General features: G+C 62.7%; 15 protein-coding genes. 11 read left to right on the forward strand and 4 right to left on the reverse strand.

What is annotated here, in order from left to right; all coding sequences use genetic code 11:
* Window positions 1–149: 149 nt before the first annotated feature.
* The 11 genes from C2U58_RS19800 (at window position 150) to C2U58_RS05975 (ending at window position 9,497) form a co-directional block, all read left to right on the forward strand.
* A complete protein-coding gene (locus tag C2U58_RS19800; RefSeq protein ID WP_146033418.1) occupies window positions 150–845 on the forward strand; it encodes a hypothetical protein in 696 nt (231 codons plus the stop codon).
* Window positions 820–1,548 carry a Fic family protein gene (locus tag C2U58_RS05940; protein WP_102944967.1) on the forward strand — a complete coding sequence of 243 codons (729 nt, stop codon included), beginning with the start codon at window positions 820–822 and terminating at the stop codon, window positions 1,546–1,548. Before C2U58_RS19800 ends, C2U58_RS05940 begins: the two co-directional genes overlap by 26 nt.
* Window positions 1,549–1,769: 221 nt before the next feature.
* On the forward strand, window positions 1,770–2,948 hold the full coding sequence (locus C2U58_RS20220) for a hypothetical protein (protein WP_253256655.1): 1,179 nt from the start codon (window positions 1,770–1,772) through the stop codon (window positions 2,946–2,948).
* A complete protein-coding gene (locus C2U58_RS20225) occupies window positions 2,921–4,747 on the forward strand; it encodes an autotransporter outer membrane beta-barrel domain-containing protein (RefSeq protein WP_253256656.1) in 1,827 nt (608 codons plus the stop codon). Before C2U58_RS20220 ends, C2U58_RS20225 begins: the two co-directional genes overlap by 28 nt.
* 105 nt (window positions 4,748–4,852) lie before the next feature.
* Entirely contained in the window at window positions 4,853–5,350 is a 498-nt protein-coding gene (locus C2U58_RS05950) for a helix-turn-helix transcriptional regulator (RefSeq protein WP_102944968.1), read from the forward strand.
* Window positions 5,347–6,021, forward strand: a complete 675-nt coding sequence (locus C2U58_RS05955) for a nucleotidyl transferase AbiEii/AbiGii toxin family protein (protein WP_253256657.1) — start codon at window positions 5,347–5,349, stop codon at window positions 6,019–6,021. Before C2U58_RS05950 ends, C2U58_RS05955 begins: the two co-directional genes overlap by 4 nt.
* A gap of 82 nt (window positions 6,022–6,103) precedes the next feature.
* A complete protein-coding gene (locus C2U58_RS20375; RefSeq protein ID WP_301182353.1) occupies window positions 6,104–6,232 on the forward strand; it encodes a hypothetical protein in 129 nt (42 codons plus the stop codon).
* 239 nt (window positions 6,233–6,471) lie between these two features.
* Window positions 6,472–7,401 carry a hypothetical protein gene (locus C2U58_RS05960; protein WP_102944970.1) on the forward strand — a complete coding sequence of 310 codons (930 nt, stop codon included), beginning with the start codon at window positions 6,472–6,474 and terminating at the stop codon, window positions 7,399–7,401.
* Window positions 7,402–7,414: 13 nt separating this feature from the next.
* Window positions 7,415–7,894: a hypothetical protein gene (locus C2U58_RS05965; protein ID WP_102944971.1), complete on the forward strand. Its 480-nt coding sequence runs from the start codon at window positions 7,415–7,417 to the stop codon at window positions 7,892–7,894.
* A 450-nt stretch (window positions 7,895–8,344) separates the two neighbouring features.
* The gene (locus tag C2U58_RS05970; protein ID WP_070206200.1) at window positions 8,345–8,623 is read left to right on the forward strand and encodes a hypothetical protein; all 279 of its coding nucleotides are present in this window, start codon (window positions 8,345–8,347) and stop codon (window positions 8,621–8,623) included.
* A gap of 157 nt (window positions 8,624–8,780) precedes the next feature.
* Window positions 8,781–9,497, forward strand: a complete 717-nt coding sequence (locus C2U58_RS05975; RefSeq protein WP_102945029.1) for a L,D-transpeptidase — start codon at window positions 8,781–8,783, stop codon at window positions 9,495–9,497.
* 29 nt (window positions 9,498–9,526) lie between these two features.
* Here C2U58_RS05975 and C2U58_RS05980 read toward each other — a convergent pair whose 3' ends face one another.
* From C2U58_RS05980 to C2U58_RS05995, 4 genes are all read right to left on the reverse strand, one after another.
* Window positions 9,527–10,399: a LysR family transcriptional regulator gene (locus C2U58_RS05980; RefSeq protein WP_102944972.1), complete on the reverse strand. Its 873-nt coding sequence runs from the start codon at window positions 10,397–10,399 to the stop codon at window positions 9,527–9,529.
* A gap of 13 nt (window positions 10,400–10,412) precedes the next feature.
* Window positions 10,413–11,453: a putative sulfate exporter family transporter gene (locus C2U58_RS05985; RefSeq protein WP_102944973.1), complete on the reverse strand. Its 1,041-nt coding sequence runs from the start codon at window positions 11,451–11,453 to the stop codon at window positions 10,413–10,415.
* Window positions 11,454–11,619: 166 nt separating this feature from the next.
* Window positions 11,620–12,627, reverse strand: coding sequence for a mechanosensitive ion channel domain-containing protein (locus C2U58_RS05990; RefSeq protein ID WP_102944974.1), 1,008 nt, complete (start codon window positions 12,625–12,627; stop codon window positions 11,620–11,622).
* Window positions 12,628–12,745: 118 nt separating this feature from the next.
* The gene (locus C2U58_RS05995; RefSeq protein WP_102944975.1) at window positions 12,746–13,831 is read right to left on the reverse strand and encodes a LacI family DNA-binding transcriptional regulator; all 1,086 of its coding nucleotides are present in this window, start codon (window positions 13,829–13,831) and stop codon (window positions 12,746–12,748) included.
* Window positions 13,832–14,029: the final 198 nt, after the last annotated feature.

A 14,029-nucleotide genomic window follows, 5' to 3' on the forward strand; every position in this document is an offset into this window, starting at 1 on the left:
CTGGCCGGCGATCTACCCCCGCAGCGGTATCGCTGCGGGGGGGTAATCGAGGCAATCGGCAGCTTGTGCACACCTAACGCTTTGATTTGTAGGATTTTATAAGGTTTCCAAGGTGCTATAATAGGGTCTCGCCACAGCCACGCCGGGCCATGAAGCTCAAGCAGCGTATTCGCTTATCAATCCAACGCCGCGCCGGAAGCGTGGTGCTGCGCTCCGAGTTGGCGCCGCTTGGCAGTCCTTCGCAGGTCTCAGTCGCGCTGAAGGAACTCCAGAGCGAGGGCGAACTGATCCGCATGGGCCTTGGCGTCTATGCAAAGGCGGTCCGTGATGCTGAGAGTGGCGAAGTTCGGCCAAGCGCTGACATGGAGACACTCGTTCGCGAAACGGCACAAAAGCTCAGGCTGGCTGAAGGTGAGTCGGTTATCGCACCGTTGACGCAAGGAGAAAGCGCCGGCTCCATGGTGCTGGACACCGGGCATCGACGCGTATCGCGCAAGCTCTCACTGGGTGATCAGTCATTGACGTATGTCAATGACCGGACGCGGGCAGATAACGGGTCCAGCTCGGCGAAGGAGGGTGGCATGAGGATTCCCACTACTGGCGTGGCTGATTACATACGTCGTTTGGCGAAGCGATACGGCGTCAGCTACACCGAAACCCCGGGGGACCGGTGGGCTGAGACAGTAACCCGCTTGGCTGGCGATGAAGTTCAATCAGGCCCTATCCAGGATCTTCTGGTGGCACTCAAGCGCGCAGGGCGACTTTCCAGCTTCGACATGGCGGCGTTGCTGGTGAACTACCTTCGGGAGCAGAAGCAACGTGTTCGATCCGTTCAAGGACTTTGAGCAAAGAGGCTACCTTCGAAACCACTTCGCCGAGAAGGATCCGGACGTCGTGCGAAAGCTCGAACACGAACTCTTTCGATCGAACCTCGAGGATGCGATCAACTATCTGATTGGACGGAGGGTGTTGGGCTATGCGGACTTTCTGCAGGTTCATCGTGCCCTCTTCGCTGGACTCTATCCTTGGGCAGGCCAGGATCGCGCAGTTCTGGCGCCTGACATCGCGGTAAGCAAAGCCGGGACGTGGTTCAGCCACCCGCTCGATGCGCAGCGTGCAGTTGAAGCCGCCTTTGACATTGCCAAAGATCCGACACTGTTGCGAGCGCGCCACGGGGAGGTCATGGGTCTATTCGCCTTCGGGCATCCGTTCCTCGACGGCAATGGCCGCACGATGCTGATCGTGCATAGCGAGCTATGCCATCGTGCAGGCTTCAGCATCGAATGGAGCCGTACGCGGAAAACTGACTACCTGACAGTGCTGACTGCGGAGATCGCATCTCCAGGCCGGGGATTACTGGACAGCTACCTCAATGCGTTCGTCGGCGCCCAGCAGCCACGCCACTCCTGGGGCGGCTCAATACACTCTCTTTCCGGACTTGATGGAAGGGGCGCGCAAGATGCAGTAGAAGGCATCTATAGCGAAGCGAATGTATCCGAGAAGTACCGTGAGCTGCAGCGGCAGCGCTGCTATCAAGCGACGCAGTAACTCACCCCTCGATTCGATAAGCCCCGCTTTAGTTTGCTTTCCTGTTTTGCCGGAGGTGGCGCAGAGGTGTGTAACGTGAGCGTCCAGTCGGTGTTCGCGAGTCGTGACGACTTCGAGAAGCTTGCCTTCACCTCTATCGCCGCAAACGTAGAACGGTACGCAAAACGTCCACAGTAGAAGTACGCAAGGCCGCCTGCGTCGCTTTCCGGATACTCGGGCGCATGCAGACGTCAACGACGAATACGCGTCACACGCCACGCGTCGATGGATTGCATCGCTGCGTGCGGCTCGCCTGCGGAAGCGCACTGCTTTCGATTGTTGTGCCCGCCTGGGCTGCCTGTGACATCACGGCACCTGCTTCGCTGCAGACGGTGACATGCACAGGCGCTGCACCCAATCCGTTCACCACCGCAGTCACAAGCACAGCTGGAGCTAGAGGTGTCACGGTGCATGTAAGCGCCGGCGCCCAGCTTGCGGTATCCGCAGGCAATGCGATCTTCCTTCAAGGCGGAAGCGGCCACACGATAGTCAACGATGGCAGCATCAGCTCCGCCGCAGGCACGGCGCTTTTCCTCAACGGCGCAACGCGCGTCGAAAATCGCGGAACCATCAGTGGTGCGGCCGGAGGCATCGTGTCCGGCGCTGGCAACGACCAGCTGGAGATGCTGGGCGGATCCATTGCCGGCGGGGTCGTGCAGGGCGCAGGCGATGATGCGATCGTCATCAATGGTGGAAGCATCAGCAGCATCGATCAGGGGGCAGGCCAGGACAGCCTGGAGATCAGCGGCGGCACTGTGAGCGGGATCGTGCAGCAGGGCGGCGGTGTCGACACGTTCCTGATGACCGGCGGCAGCATCGGAGCGTTGCTGCAGGGCGATGCACTGGATCGCTTCCGCATGACCGACGGCCGCATCGTCGGCGCATTCGAAGATGGTGACTACGCGGAGATGACCGGTGGGCGCATCGGCCGGGTCAACATGAAGCTGGACGACAACACCTTCCTGATGTCCGGCGGGACCATCGATGGCAACCTTGTCACCGGCTTCGGCGCCGATACCATCGTGGTCTCCGGTGGCTACATCGGCGGCAACATCAGCGTGAGCGGCGGCAACGACGCCATCACCATCACCGGGGGCGCCGTACGCGGCGAGATCCGGCTCAGCTTTGGCAATGACAGCCTCGACTGGAACACGGGCGGCGTGGTGTACGAGGCGGTGGACCTTGGCGAAGGCGACGACCGCGCCAGCCTGGCCAACCTCAACCTGGCCCATCTGGGTGCTCTGCCGGTGTTCGACGGCGGGTTGGGCACCGACACGCTCACCATGGACAACGTCAAAACCAATGGGTCGCCCGGTTCGCCGGTTGGGAGGCCGTGGCGCTTCGGGATGACAGCCAGCTGACCTTCGATGGCGATCTGCGCCTGGGCGATGCTGGCAGTGGAACGGGAAATTTGACCGTAGACGCCACCAGCACTCTGTTCGCAGGAGGTTTCAACGCGGACATTGTGGCCTTCAATGCAGCGCTGCCGGTAGGCGTGACCAATGCAGGCCGGATCGATCTCAGCAACGCGGGCGGTGGCGCCGGCGATGTCTTCACCATCGCCGGCAACTACACCGGCAATGGCGGCGCGCTGTATCTGGACACGGTGCTGGGCGCTGATGATTCTGCGTCGGATCGGCTGGTGATCTCCAACGGCGTGGCCAGCGGCACTACCGGCATCGGCATTCTCAACGCGGGAGGCACCGGCGCTGAAACCGTTGCAGACGGCATCCTGGTGGTACAGGCGATCAACGGCGCCAGCACCAGCCCCACCGCCTTCGCGCTTTACAACCCGGTCGCAGCGGGCGCGTTCGAGTACTTCCTGTTCAAGGGCGGCGCAAGCGCGGGCAGTGGCGAGAACTGGTACCTGCGCTCGACCGCGCTCAACGGTGCCCCGCCAGCGCCGACTCTACCGCCTCCGGGGATCGGGTCGGTCACCCCGGAGCCGCCACCGCCGGAACCGCTGGGCGTCCCGCCTGCAGCGCTGCCGCCACCGCCATCGCCCGATCTTCCCGAGGTCATGAATCCGGTCGTGGCCGAGCCCGAGCCGCCTCCTGTTCCGGCCGATCCGGCACCCGTGCCACCGCCGCAGGATGACGTGCCGCCGCCGGTTCCCACTGCGGTGGAAGCCGTGCCAGGCCCAATGGCTGAACCTCCGACACCCGATGCGCGCCCGTCGGACGAACCCATCGTGCCGCTGTACCGGCTGGAAACCGGGTTGTACTCGGTACTGCCACCGCTGCTGCGCGAGACCAGCCTCGCCAGCCTGGGCACCTTCCATGAGCGCCAGGGCGAGCAGCGCCTGCTGGACGGGCAGGGGGGATTCCGTGCGGCGTGGGCACGCCTGTTGGGCCAGAGCCACCGGCAGGCCTGGGAGGGCGATGCCCAGCCCGGTTTCGACGGCGATATCCAAGGGGTGCAGGCAGGGCTGGACCTGTATGCAAACGCGGGGGGCAGCTATCGCGACCAGTTCGGCGTGTTCGTGGGGCGCACCCGCGCACAGGGCAACGTGCAGGGGTTTGCCATCGGGTGGGAGAACGTCGCGGTTGGGCGTACGCGCCTGGACGACAAGCACGCGGGCCTGTACTGGACCCGCGCTGGCAGCGCGGGCGGCTACCTGGACGCGGTGGTGATGCAGAGCCGGTACAACGGTGACGCCACTTCCGCGCGTGGGATCGGCATCGACGTGGATGGCGACGGCACCACCGCGTCGGTGGAAGTGGGCAAGCCCCTCGTGCGGCTGGGCCAGTCGGCCTGGTGGCTGGAACCGCAGCTGCAGGTGATCTGGCAGCGCACTGCCCTGGACGACACCGCCGACCGCATCGCGCAGCTGCGCTTTGCCAGCGAGCGTGCCTGGACCGGCCGCATCGGCCTGCGCCTGGCCGGCGATTACGGGATTGCCGGCAACGGTTGGGAGCCGTACTTCAAGGTCAATTACTGGCAGACGCTGGATGGGCAGGACCGGGTCGACTTCGATACGAACCGCATCACCAGCGAGCAGGGCGGCCGTGCTCTGGAGGCTGGGTTTGGCATGGTGGCGCGCTTCAACGCCACGGTGAGTGCGATCGCGGTGGTGGGCTACACGTGGGATCTTGAGAGCAGCCGGCAGAAGGAACGTCGGGTGTTTGAGGGGAATGTGGGGTTGCGGCTGGATTTTTAGTAGGCACGACACCTGCACTCTACATCCCATGCAGGATAGGGTGGACTGCTGCTGGCCAATGGGGTACCGTGTCTGAAATATTTGACACTTGAGAAGGGCATTCCCATGATCAGTCATCTTGCTCAAATGGGCGACTCGATCAAGTCCAGGCGATCCGAGCTGGGCCTTTCCCAAGCGCTTCTAGCCAAAATGTCTGGACTGACACGGCAAACAATCAGCGGGCTGGAGAGCGGAAAGCTCAAGGACCTCGGCTTCAACCGGGTCTGCCAAGTGCTGAACATCATTGGACTAAGTCCCGGGGAGCCATCGACTGACTCGCGGAAGTCCAAGAAGGGACTCTGGATGGCGGCGAGTACGGCGAACGTGAGCTATAAGAATGCGGTGAGCCCTTCTGAACTGTCGCACGTATTCGCCACTGGGAACGTGCCTCACCAGTTCATTGCACACGTCGCCACCCTTTTGGAGGAAGCGCCATTGCCATTGCTGGTCATGGCCGTCGAAGAAGCCGCCGCCGCGGAGCAGGTTTCTCCGCAGGTGATCTGGAAGAACCTGGCATCAATCTATGAGCGGCTCGACCTTGTTCGGCGTGGATTGTTCGAGTGAAGGCGCCCAAGGGAGTTCGATCCGTCGATCTGCCGAATGGACCGTGGCAGCCGTTGTTCACCCGGGCAATGTCACTGATGGAGAATCTGGAGGCCCGAGTCGGTGAGCCAAAGCCGTTTTGGACCTTTGGCGGCGGCACTGTATTGATGTTTCGATACGATCATCGATCCAGTAAGGATATCGACATATTTGTGCCTGATCCACAGTACCTTGGTTACTTCACGCCGCGCCTTTCCGATGAGGTCGCGGACCTGACGACGAACTACGTCGAGGATGCGAGCTCGTACGTAAAGCTGATGTTTGCGGAAGGCGATGTTGACTTCGTTGCATCTCCAAACTTGCTAAAGGATGCATGGGAGTGGTGGAACATTGACGGTCATGCCGTCCGCGTCGAGAAAGCAGAAGAGATAATTGCGAAGAAGATGTACCACCGTGGCCAACAGGCTACCGCCCGTGACTTGTTCGATCTGTGCCTGGTAATTGAGCAGAATAGCGAGGCGCTCTCCCTGGCCGCCCCCTTCCTGTTGCGATACAGGACAGAATTCCTGGCGCGCATCAATGCTCGCCCGATCTCGCTCGAGTCAGCATTCGAGGCTATAGATAGACGCGGCTACACACCTACGCTGGATCATTGCACGCAGGTAGCGGGCGATTTCCTGCTCTCGCTTTAGGCACGCGGGGGAGCTTGGGCTTCTCGATACGAACCGCATCGCCAGCGAGCAGGGCGGCCGCGCCCTGAAGGCCGGGCTTGGCATGGCGGCCCGGTTCAACGCCACGATGAGCGCGTTCGCGGTGGTGGACTACACGTGGGATATGGAGAGCGGTCGGCAGAAGGTGCGCTGGGCGTTTGAAGGGAATGTGGGGCTGCGGCTCGACTTCTAGCTCAGTGAGGCCGCAAGCGGCGATCACAGCAGGTGGGAGCTCGCTCGACCGATCTACCCACAGCTCAAATGCGACAGCGCCGCAGTGAGTTTCGCGTTGCCGATCTTTGGGTGTCATCCCGTGCGGCGCAAGGCTTCACGCCGATTTATTCCAGCGCGATCTTCCGTTCGCCGTAGTGCCTTGTGGGAATGGGAGGTATTCGCATTTAGGATGGCGCCCCGATCCGAGTGGCACCCCCAATGAAACGCACCAGAAAAATACCCCTCGTCATTACCGCAACCCTCATGGTGGCCGGCGGCGCGTGGCTGGCTGCGCGCTACTTTTCCGCAGCGCAGACGCCCTCCATTCACCGGGGCAGCACGTATGATTCTGACCTGTCGATGTCATCACACGCGGGAGCAGAGCGCAACGGCGGGCTGCCTATTACAGTCTCGAAGCCTACGATGGACGAGATCAGGTCTCGACTCGACCCGGCGGTATTCAATCGAATCGGCGAACGCACGTACTACGTCTCGCGCATGGAGATCCGCCCTCCAGGCGACGCTCTGGCCCATGTCGTTCCACTTCGCACTCTTTCGCAAAAGGGCGATGCCATTGCGACGCATCAGATCCACCTGGCTGTCACGGATTGCAAAGACAACTTTGCGGCTGGGGCCAACCCGAAAACGACGCCCGGCGCGAGTGCATCGCAGCGACTGTCCCAGTTTGCATCGATCGAAAGGAAGCTTACGGAGTGCGCAACGCTCCTGAAAGACAACGAATTGATGACTACGAACTGGCTTTCGTTGGCGGCAGAGCAGGGTTCCATTGAAGCAAGACTCTTCTACAGCATCGATACGGAATCAGTGCTGGGTGATCCCAGGGCCCGGCTTGCAGATCCGCAGGCGGCCGTTGTCTGGCGAGAGAACGCGCTTTCGTACCTGAAAGAAGTTGCAGGGACCGGGAGCCTTGATGCCTTGGCTGCGCTATCCAATGCCTACGGCCAAGGCGTCATTGTGCCTCAGGACCCGCAACTCTCCTACGCCTATGCACTGGTATCGAACCGGATAAAACACGATGCCTATCGCGCAGATTTGGTGCGATCGATGGAAAAGGGACTTTCGATCAAGCAACGGGAATCGGCTGAAGCCCTTTCGCACCAGATTCATCAATCCTGTTGCCAACCTTGAATCACGAGTACACATGACCAAGAGCAAAAAGATCGTGGCGGTAATCGCGCTTGTCACGATTGGAGTGGGTGTGGCTGCGGCCAATGAATTCACCAAGCCGCGACAGTTCGGTCCGTTCTATTGCGGTTCGTGCATGCTGGAGCCAATCATGCCAGGCCCCTCTACCGAGGCGTTCCTTAACGATTATCGCGACAAGATGCGAACAATCGACCGGTTGTTCGTAGGGGACAGCGTGACCGTGTGCAGCCGAGGGTTCTGCTCGACCTACACTCTGACCGAGTCCGAGCGTTTCAAAGGAAGTGGAACCAACGTCAACCACTCCCCGATCAGCACGGGCCCTGCGCCGGGGTCGGGCGGGTTCCCAGGCAATCCCTGGTTCGGGGGAGGACAGACGGGAACCGTGACGACAGGCACCGTGACGCCCATTCCCATGGTTCCCTGCAAGCTCGGGGGTGCGATACGGATGGTTCCGGCTGGGGGCTGCGACTTCTAGCCGAGCCGCTGCGCGTTAGTAACAACTCCGGTTGCAGAGAACGTCACACCCCAGCCATGGGGTGTGACGCTGCCGCTGCGATACACATGAAGGTATCACCGGCGATGAGGTGACATCCGGACCCGTCCAGGAAACCCCCGTCGCGCTCGAACGGGCGGGCCTGATATCCGTTTACGAAATGGCAGCGCGGCTTGTTAATTTTTTGCGAGAAGAGCAACGCGCTCACGGACGCCGCGGGTAGTCTGGCCTGTTCTGATGAAGGGGCATGGCCTGTCCGTAATGTCTGGTAGTGGCGAGCGCGGAAGGCGACTTTGCCGAGTCAGGCGAAAACCGACGCCTTCACAGTTCATCTACGTAACCCAACGCAAGCTACATGCGGGGTCTTGGCTCCGGCAAAAAACCGCTCAAGTCTGCAATATTTCCGACGTCCCAGACGAAAGGAGAAGTGGAATGAACATCAACAAGAACCACCTGGCAACTGCTCGCACAGTCGTCGTCGCACTCGTTGCAGGCCTGAGCCTTGCCGGTTGCGCCAGCTACAAAGAAGAGTTCGCAACGATCAACTCCCGCCTCGACTCGCTGGACACCAAGGTGAACAGCGCGGCCCAGAGTGCAGACCAGGCCAACCAGTCCGCACAGCAGGCCAACCAGCGTCTGGACCAGATTGAAGGTCGCCTGCAGCGCCTCGAGTCCCAGCCGACCACCACCAAGCGTCAGCCGCGCGGCTGATTCCTGTTGGGTAACACGTAATACAATTTTAGAAACCGGGACCCGGTGGCCGATTCTGGCCACCGGCTTCTCTGCTTGACCCCGTAGTTGCTTCAAGGAATCCCCCATTACCATGTCACTGCATCCTTCCCTCCGCGCCCCCTGTGGCGCTTTGGCGCTGGCACTCTCTTTGGCCTGTTCCGGTGCGGCGTTCGCCCAGGAAGAGCCCTCGATCGAGGCTGATCACTCCGCCGACGCGGTGGACATGCTGCCCTCCGGGCAGGAAGTTTCCCAAACGGTGATCGACCTGGCGGGTTGGGTCAAGGCGAGCAAGGACACGGCGGGCTATCCATTTGCCGTCATCGACAAGGTCAACGCACAGATCCTCGTGTTTGGCGGCGACGGGAAGCTGAAGGGCGCGGCGCCTGCGCTGTTCGGTTCGGATAAGGGTGACCGCTCAGACCCCGGCGTCGTCAAATATGCATTGAAGGATATTCCAAAGGGCCAGCGCACCACCCCGGCGGGCAGTTTCGTCGGCGGCTACGGCCCTTCGATGGACACCGGGCGGGTCCTGTGGATGGACTTCGATACGGCGGTGTCCATCCATCCCACGGCAACCGGGGTCAAGTCGGAACGTCGCCCCGCGCGACTGGCATCGCCTGAGCCGGACGACAACCGCATTACCAACGGCTGCATCAATGTCGATCCCGAGTTTTATGCCAAGGTGATCAAGCCGACGTTCGAGAAGGGCGGGCTGTTCTACGTGCTGCCGGAGGAGACCGAGATTTCCAAGGTCTTCCCGGAATTTGCGAAGAGCCAGGCCACCGCGCAGCACACTGAAGGCAAGCGCCCCCGGCGTGAACGTGCCGACGCACAGGACGGCGTTTCGCCGTAACCCTTCATGCGCAGCCGAACCGGTTTCGGCTAGCGCACCATCTCAAGAAATGCCTCCATCGCAGGCGCCTGCCAGGCGCCCTCGCGGCGGATGATGCTGAGCGGTCGTTGTAAGGCCAATGCTTTCACCGGCAGCCGCACCAAGGTGCCTTCTTCCAGGTCACGCGTCACGCTGATGGTGGGCAGCCAGGCGATGCCGCCGCCGTGGATAGCCGCCTGTTTCAGCGCCTCGGTATTGCCGAATTCCACGATGCTGCCGGTCTGTACACCGAGCGCCTGCAGCAGGTCTGCGATCAGCTCGCGGGTACCGGAGCCGTGTTCGCGCATCAGCAACGGAAGCCCGTTGATGTCTGTCGGAGCCGCGCGCTTGCGCGTCGCGAGCGGGTGCTCCGCGCCTACTACGGGAATCAGCTCATCGCGGCTGAAGGCCTTTGTGGTTACTCCCTCGACCCGGATCGGGCCTTCGATGAATCCCACGGTGAAGCGTAGATCTGCGACGCCCTGCGCAACCTGCTCGGTGTTGCCGACAAACAGGGAGATGCCCACCTGCGGAAAGGCCTTGCGGAACTCGGCGATGTAGCGGGGCAGCACATAGGTGCCGATGGTATTGCTGGCGCCGATGGAGAGCTGACCGGCGCGAGCGTCCGCGAAATCGCGCATGGCCGCCTGCGCACTGTCGGCCACGGCGAAAAGGCGCGTGGAATAGGTGTGCAGCACCTTGCCCGGTTCGGTCATGCGCATGCCACGGGACTGTCGCTCGAACAGGACCACGCCCAAACGCGCCTCGAACACCTTGAGCTCCCGCGACAGCGCAGGCTGGGAGACATGCACGCGCAGGGCCGCGGCGGAAATGCTGCCGGTCTCGGCAATGGCGTGAAAGATGGCCAGGTGATGGAGGTTCATGCGCGCGAAGTGGTCAGAGCTGCCCGATAAAGTACTGCACAATCAGGCTGCTGACCGCCACTGCGACCCAGACGCCCAGCCCGAGCAGGATGGGGCGCACGCCGGTAGCGGCCATGCGGCGCAGGTTCGCGGACAGGCCAATGGCCGAAAGCGCGAAGACGATCAGCACTTCCGCCAGCAGGTGCAGCGCGGGCAGTGCGGCCGCAGGCACCCAGCCGGCGGTGCGAACGCCTGAGGCCACCAGGAACCACAGGATGAACCACGGAAAGATGGCGGCCAGGTTGAACGTGCCGGCGTCGGTGCCACCCGCGCTGCGCCGCTTGGCCAGCGTGGCCATGACCACGGTGAGGACCAGGCAGATCGGGATGATGAGGGTGGAGCGGGTCAGCTTGACGATGGTGGCGTAGCCGCCGGCCAGGTCGCTGTAGGCGTAGCCGGCGGCCACCACGGAGGAGGTGTCGTTGATCGCCGTGCCGGCCCACAGGCCGAACCCCTGGTCGCTCATCTGCATCAGGTGGCCCAGCAGCGGGAACAACAGCACCGCCACCAGGTTGAACAGGAAGATCGTGGAGATGGCAAAGGCGGTATCGTGATCGTCCGGCTTGATGATCGGCGTGACCGCCGCAATGGCCGAGCCGCCGCAGATGGCCGTACCGACCCCGATCAGCACCGTGAGCTTGCCTTCCACGCGCAACCACCGGCCCAGCGCCCAGGCGCTCAGGAAGGCTATGGTGACGGTCACCAGCGTCACCGCCAAAGATTCCATGCCGGTCTTGAGCACTTCGCCCAGGCTCAGGCCGAAGCCCAGGGCAATGATCGACCACTGCAGGACCTGCTTGCCGCCGAAACGGATGCCGGCGTCGAATCGGCTGCCGGGCGAGACCGTGTTCTTGACCACGATGCCCAGCAGGATGCCGAACACCGGGCCGCCAACCAGGGGCACCCAATGGCCCAGCACCAAGGCAACCGCCGCGACAGCGGCGGTCAGCAGCAGACCGGCGGCATGGCTGCCGATCCAACGGGAGGGATGTGTGAGAGAGCGTGGGACATGCATTTCGTGAGCAGCCATGCTGAGACGGGATCAGTCTGCGCTCCGCTTCGATATGCATCCAATACAATTAACGTAGATGATCCATGCCAAAAAGGCATGGCATGTAATGCCGGCCGCCGGCCGGCTCAAGGCGACTCCAACCGAAAGGAGAGCCGGCCAGCGGCCGGCACTACGTGGGCGCTCCGCCTTTGGACTCGCGCTGCGCCTCCTCCTTTGCATCGTTGACGGACAATGCCTGGCGTTCTTCCGGCGTCAGTGCTTCAGGTTCCCTGGCTGGGTCCGCGTCAACGTGGCGAAGGTTGTCGGACGCAGGAGAGCTCAGGGTAGAGATCACAACCTGGCGCCGGGGCAGGGTATTCAGTACGCCGTGTCGCTTCAGCGCGCTGTCGAGCTCCCACAGATAAGCGGCGCGCACCGCGGAGTTCCTGCGTGACGCCGCTTCGGTCAGCCACACCGCCAGCACGTAGTTCGTTACGCTCCCTTCGGCGCCCGCCAACCAGAGCTGCGGCCGCTTGGGTCCCGACGTGGCCAGCGTAAAGGGAACCTGCGCGGCGGCATCCAGCGCTGCCTTCTTCACCCGCTCCTTGTCCACGTCGATGTCTACGTCAAATGCAATCCGGACCCGCCGGTTGACCGAGCCATGTGTCCAGTTCACCAACCGCTTGGTCACGAATTCCGAGTTGGGAACCAGGATGTCGATGTTGTCGTTGGTCGTGATCAACGTGGAGCGGATATCGATCGACTTGACGACCCCACGCGTGTCCTTGTCCAGCTCGATGAAGTCGCCGACCTTCAGCGACCGGTCGAACAGCAGGATCAGCCCCGACACGAAGTTGCTGAAGATGGCCTGCATGCCGAAGCCAAGCCCCACCCCGATGGCCCCGGTAAACACCGCGAACTGGCTCAGCGGCAACCCGGCCACCTGCAGGGCGATCAGCACGCCGGCCACCAGGATGGCGTAGTGAAGCAATCGCGAGAAGGTGTACAGGGCCGCTTGGTTGGCGTCCGGGTGGCGGCGGCCGTAGCGATTGATCGCACGCCGACACACGCCTGCGATCAGCAAGGTGACCAGCACCGCTGTTACGCCGGCGAGCGCGTCGCCCACGCTGAGATGCCAGCCGAACATCGCGAGCGGCTCGAACGCCAGCGCATCCTGGAGCTTATGCAGATATCTCATGATCCTGGGCCGCCTCGCGTTGGTGAAGCGGAGTAGGGCAACGACGCCTGTGCTGGCTACTATCGACGGGCTCCCAACGCACGTCGACCGTAAAAGTACGGTCGACGCCAGTGGGTTTCTACGGTCGGCCCGGCGGTTGCACTGACGCGCGCAGGATCAACTGGTGGGGCAGTACATGGTTCACGATGTTCTGCCGCGCGCCGGGCGTGCGCCTGATCTCGCCCAGCAGGATGTCGATCGCGGCGTCGGCCATCTCCGCTACCGGCTGGTGAATGGTGGTGACTTCCGGCCAGACCATGGTCGAGGCCGAGGTGTCATCGAAACCAACCACGGACAGGTCGCCCGGCACCTGCAGGCCACGACGATGCGCTACCGAGACCACCGCAGACGCCATATCGTCATTGCTGGCGAAAATCGCGCTGGGCGGGCAGGGCAGTGACAGCAGCTGCTGCGCGGCCTCCAGCCCCGACCGGTATGTGAAGTGACCGGCGTAGACCAGTGCCTCGTCGTAGCCGATGCCGGCATCGACCAGGGCGTCACGGTAGCCCTGCGAGCGCTGCGCGCTGGCGGTCTGGTTGGGGTCGCCGGCAATGTAGCCGATGCGGCGATGACCCTGCGCGATCAGGTGCTCCACGATATCGCGGCTTGCGTGGCGGTCGTCGATGCGCACGCAGGAAATGCGGCCGCTGAAGTGGCCGGAGGCGATGGCGACCACGGCGATGCCGGCGTTGACGAATGCATCGACGATGGCCTTGGACTCGCATAATGGCGGCGGCAGGATCACGCCTGCGACGCGGCTGGCCAGGCTCCGTGCCGCCTCCCGGCGTGCCCGTGGCCCCAATTCATCCCAGCTCGCGATCAGCAGCTGCACCGCCGCCCGGGTGGAGCCGCGCAGGGCGCCGACCAGCAGTTCGCGCAGGTAGCTGGAACTGGGATTGGTGTAGATCAGCGCGATGCAGGTCTGCTGCGCGGCGGCCAATGCGCTGGCCGCCAGGTTGGGCCGGTAGTCCAGTGCCTGCACGCTGCGCAGCACCCGTTCCCGGTTTCCCTCACGCACGCCGGTGTGGCCGTTGATGACCCTCGAAACCGTCATGGCCGAAACCCCGGCATGCGCCGCGACCTCGTCGATGGTGACGGCGCTGCCTTTGCGACGCACCGCTTTGGGGGTGTTCCTCAAGGACCGGTCTCCTTTGCTGCGTTGCATGATGACAACGGTGTGACGGAGTGATTAGTCTGCGCCCTGACGCGATGGTAGCGCTACCACTGAGCCGGGGTAAGGCCAGCGGAGATTCCCCCATTTACCACGCGCATGTTCTGGCAACTGCAAGCGATTTCGAGGTCCCACCGCGCCCTTGGCGTGGTGCGAAGTACATCCATTCGATCGTATGTCAGAGGGGAGAGT

It is taken from the genome of Stenotrophomonas sp. VV52 (assembly GCF_002893095.1).
Classification (GTDB): Bacteria; Pseudomonadota; Gammaproteobacteria; order Xanthomonadales; family Xanthomonadaceae; genus Stenotrophomonas; species Stenotrophomonas aracearum.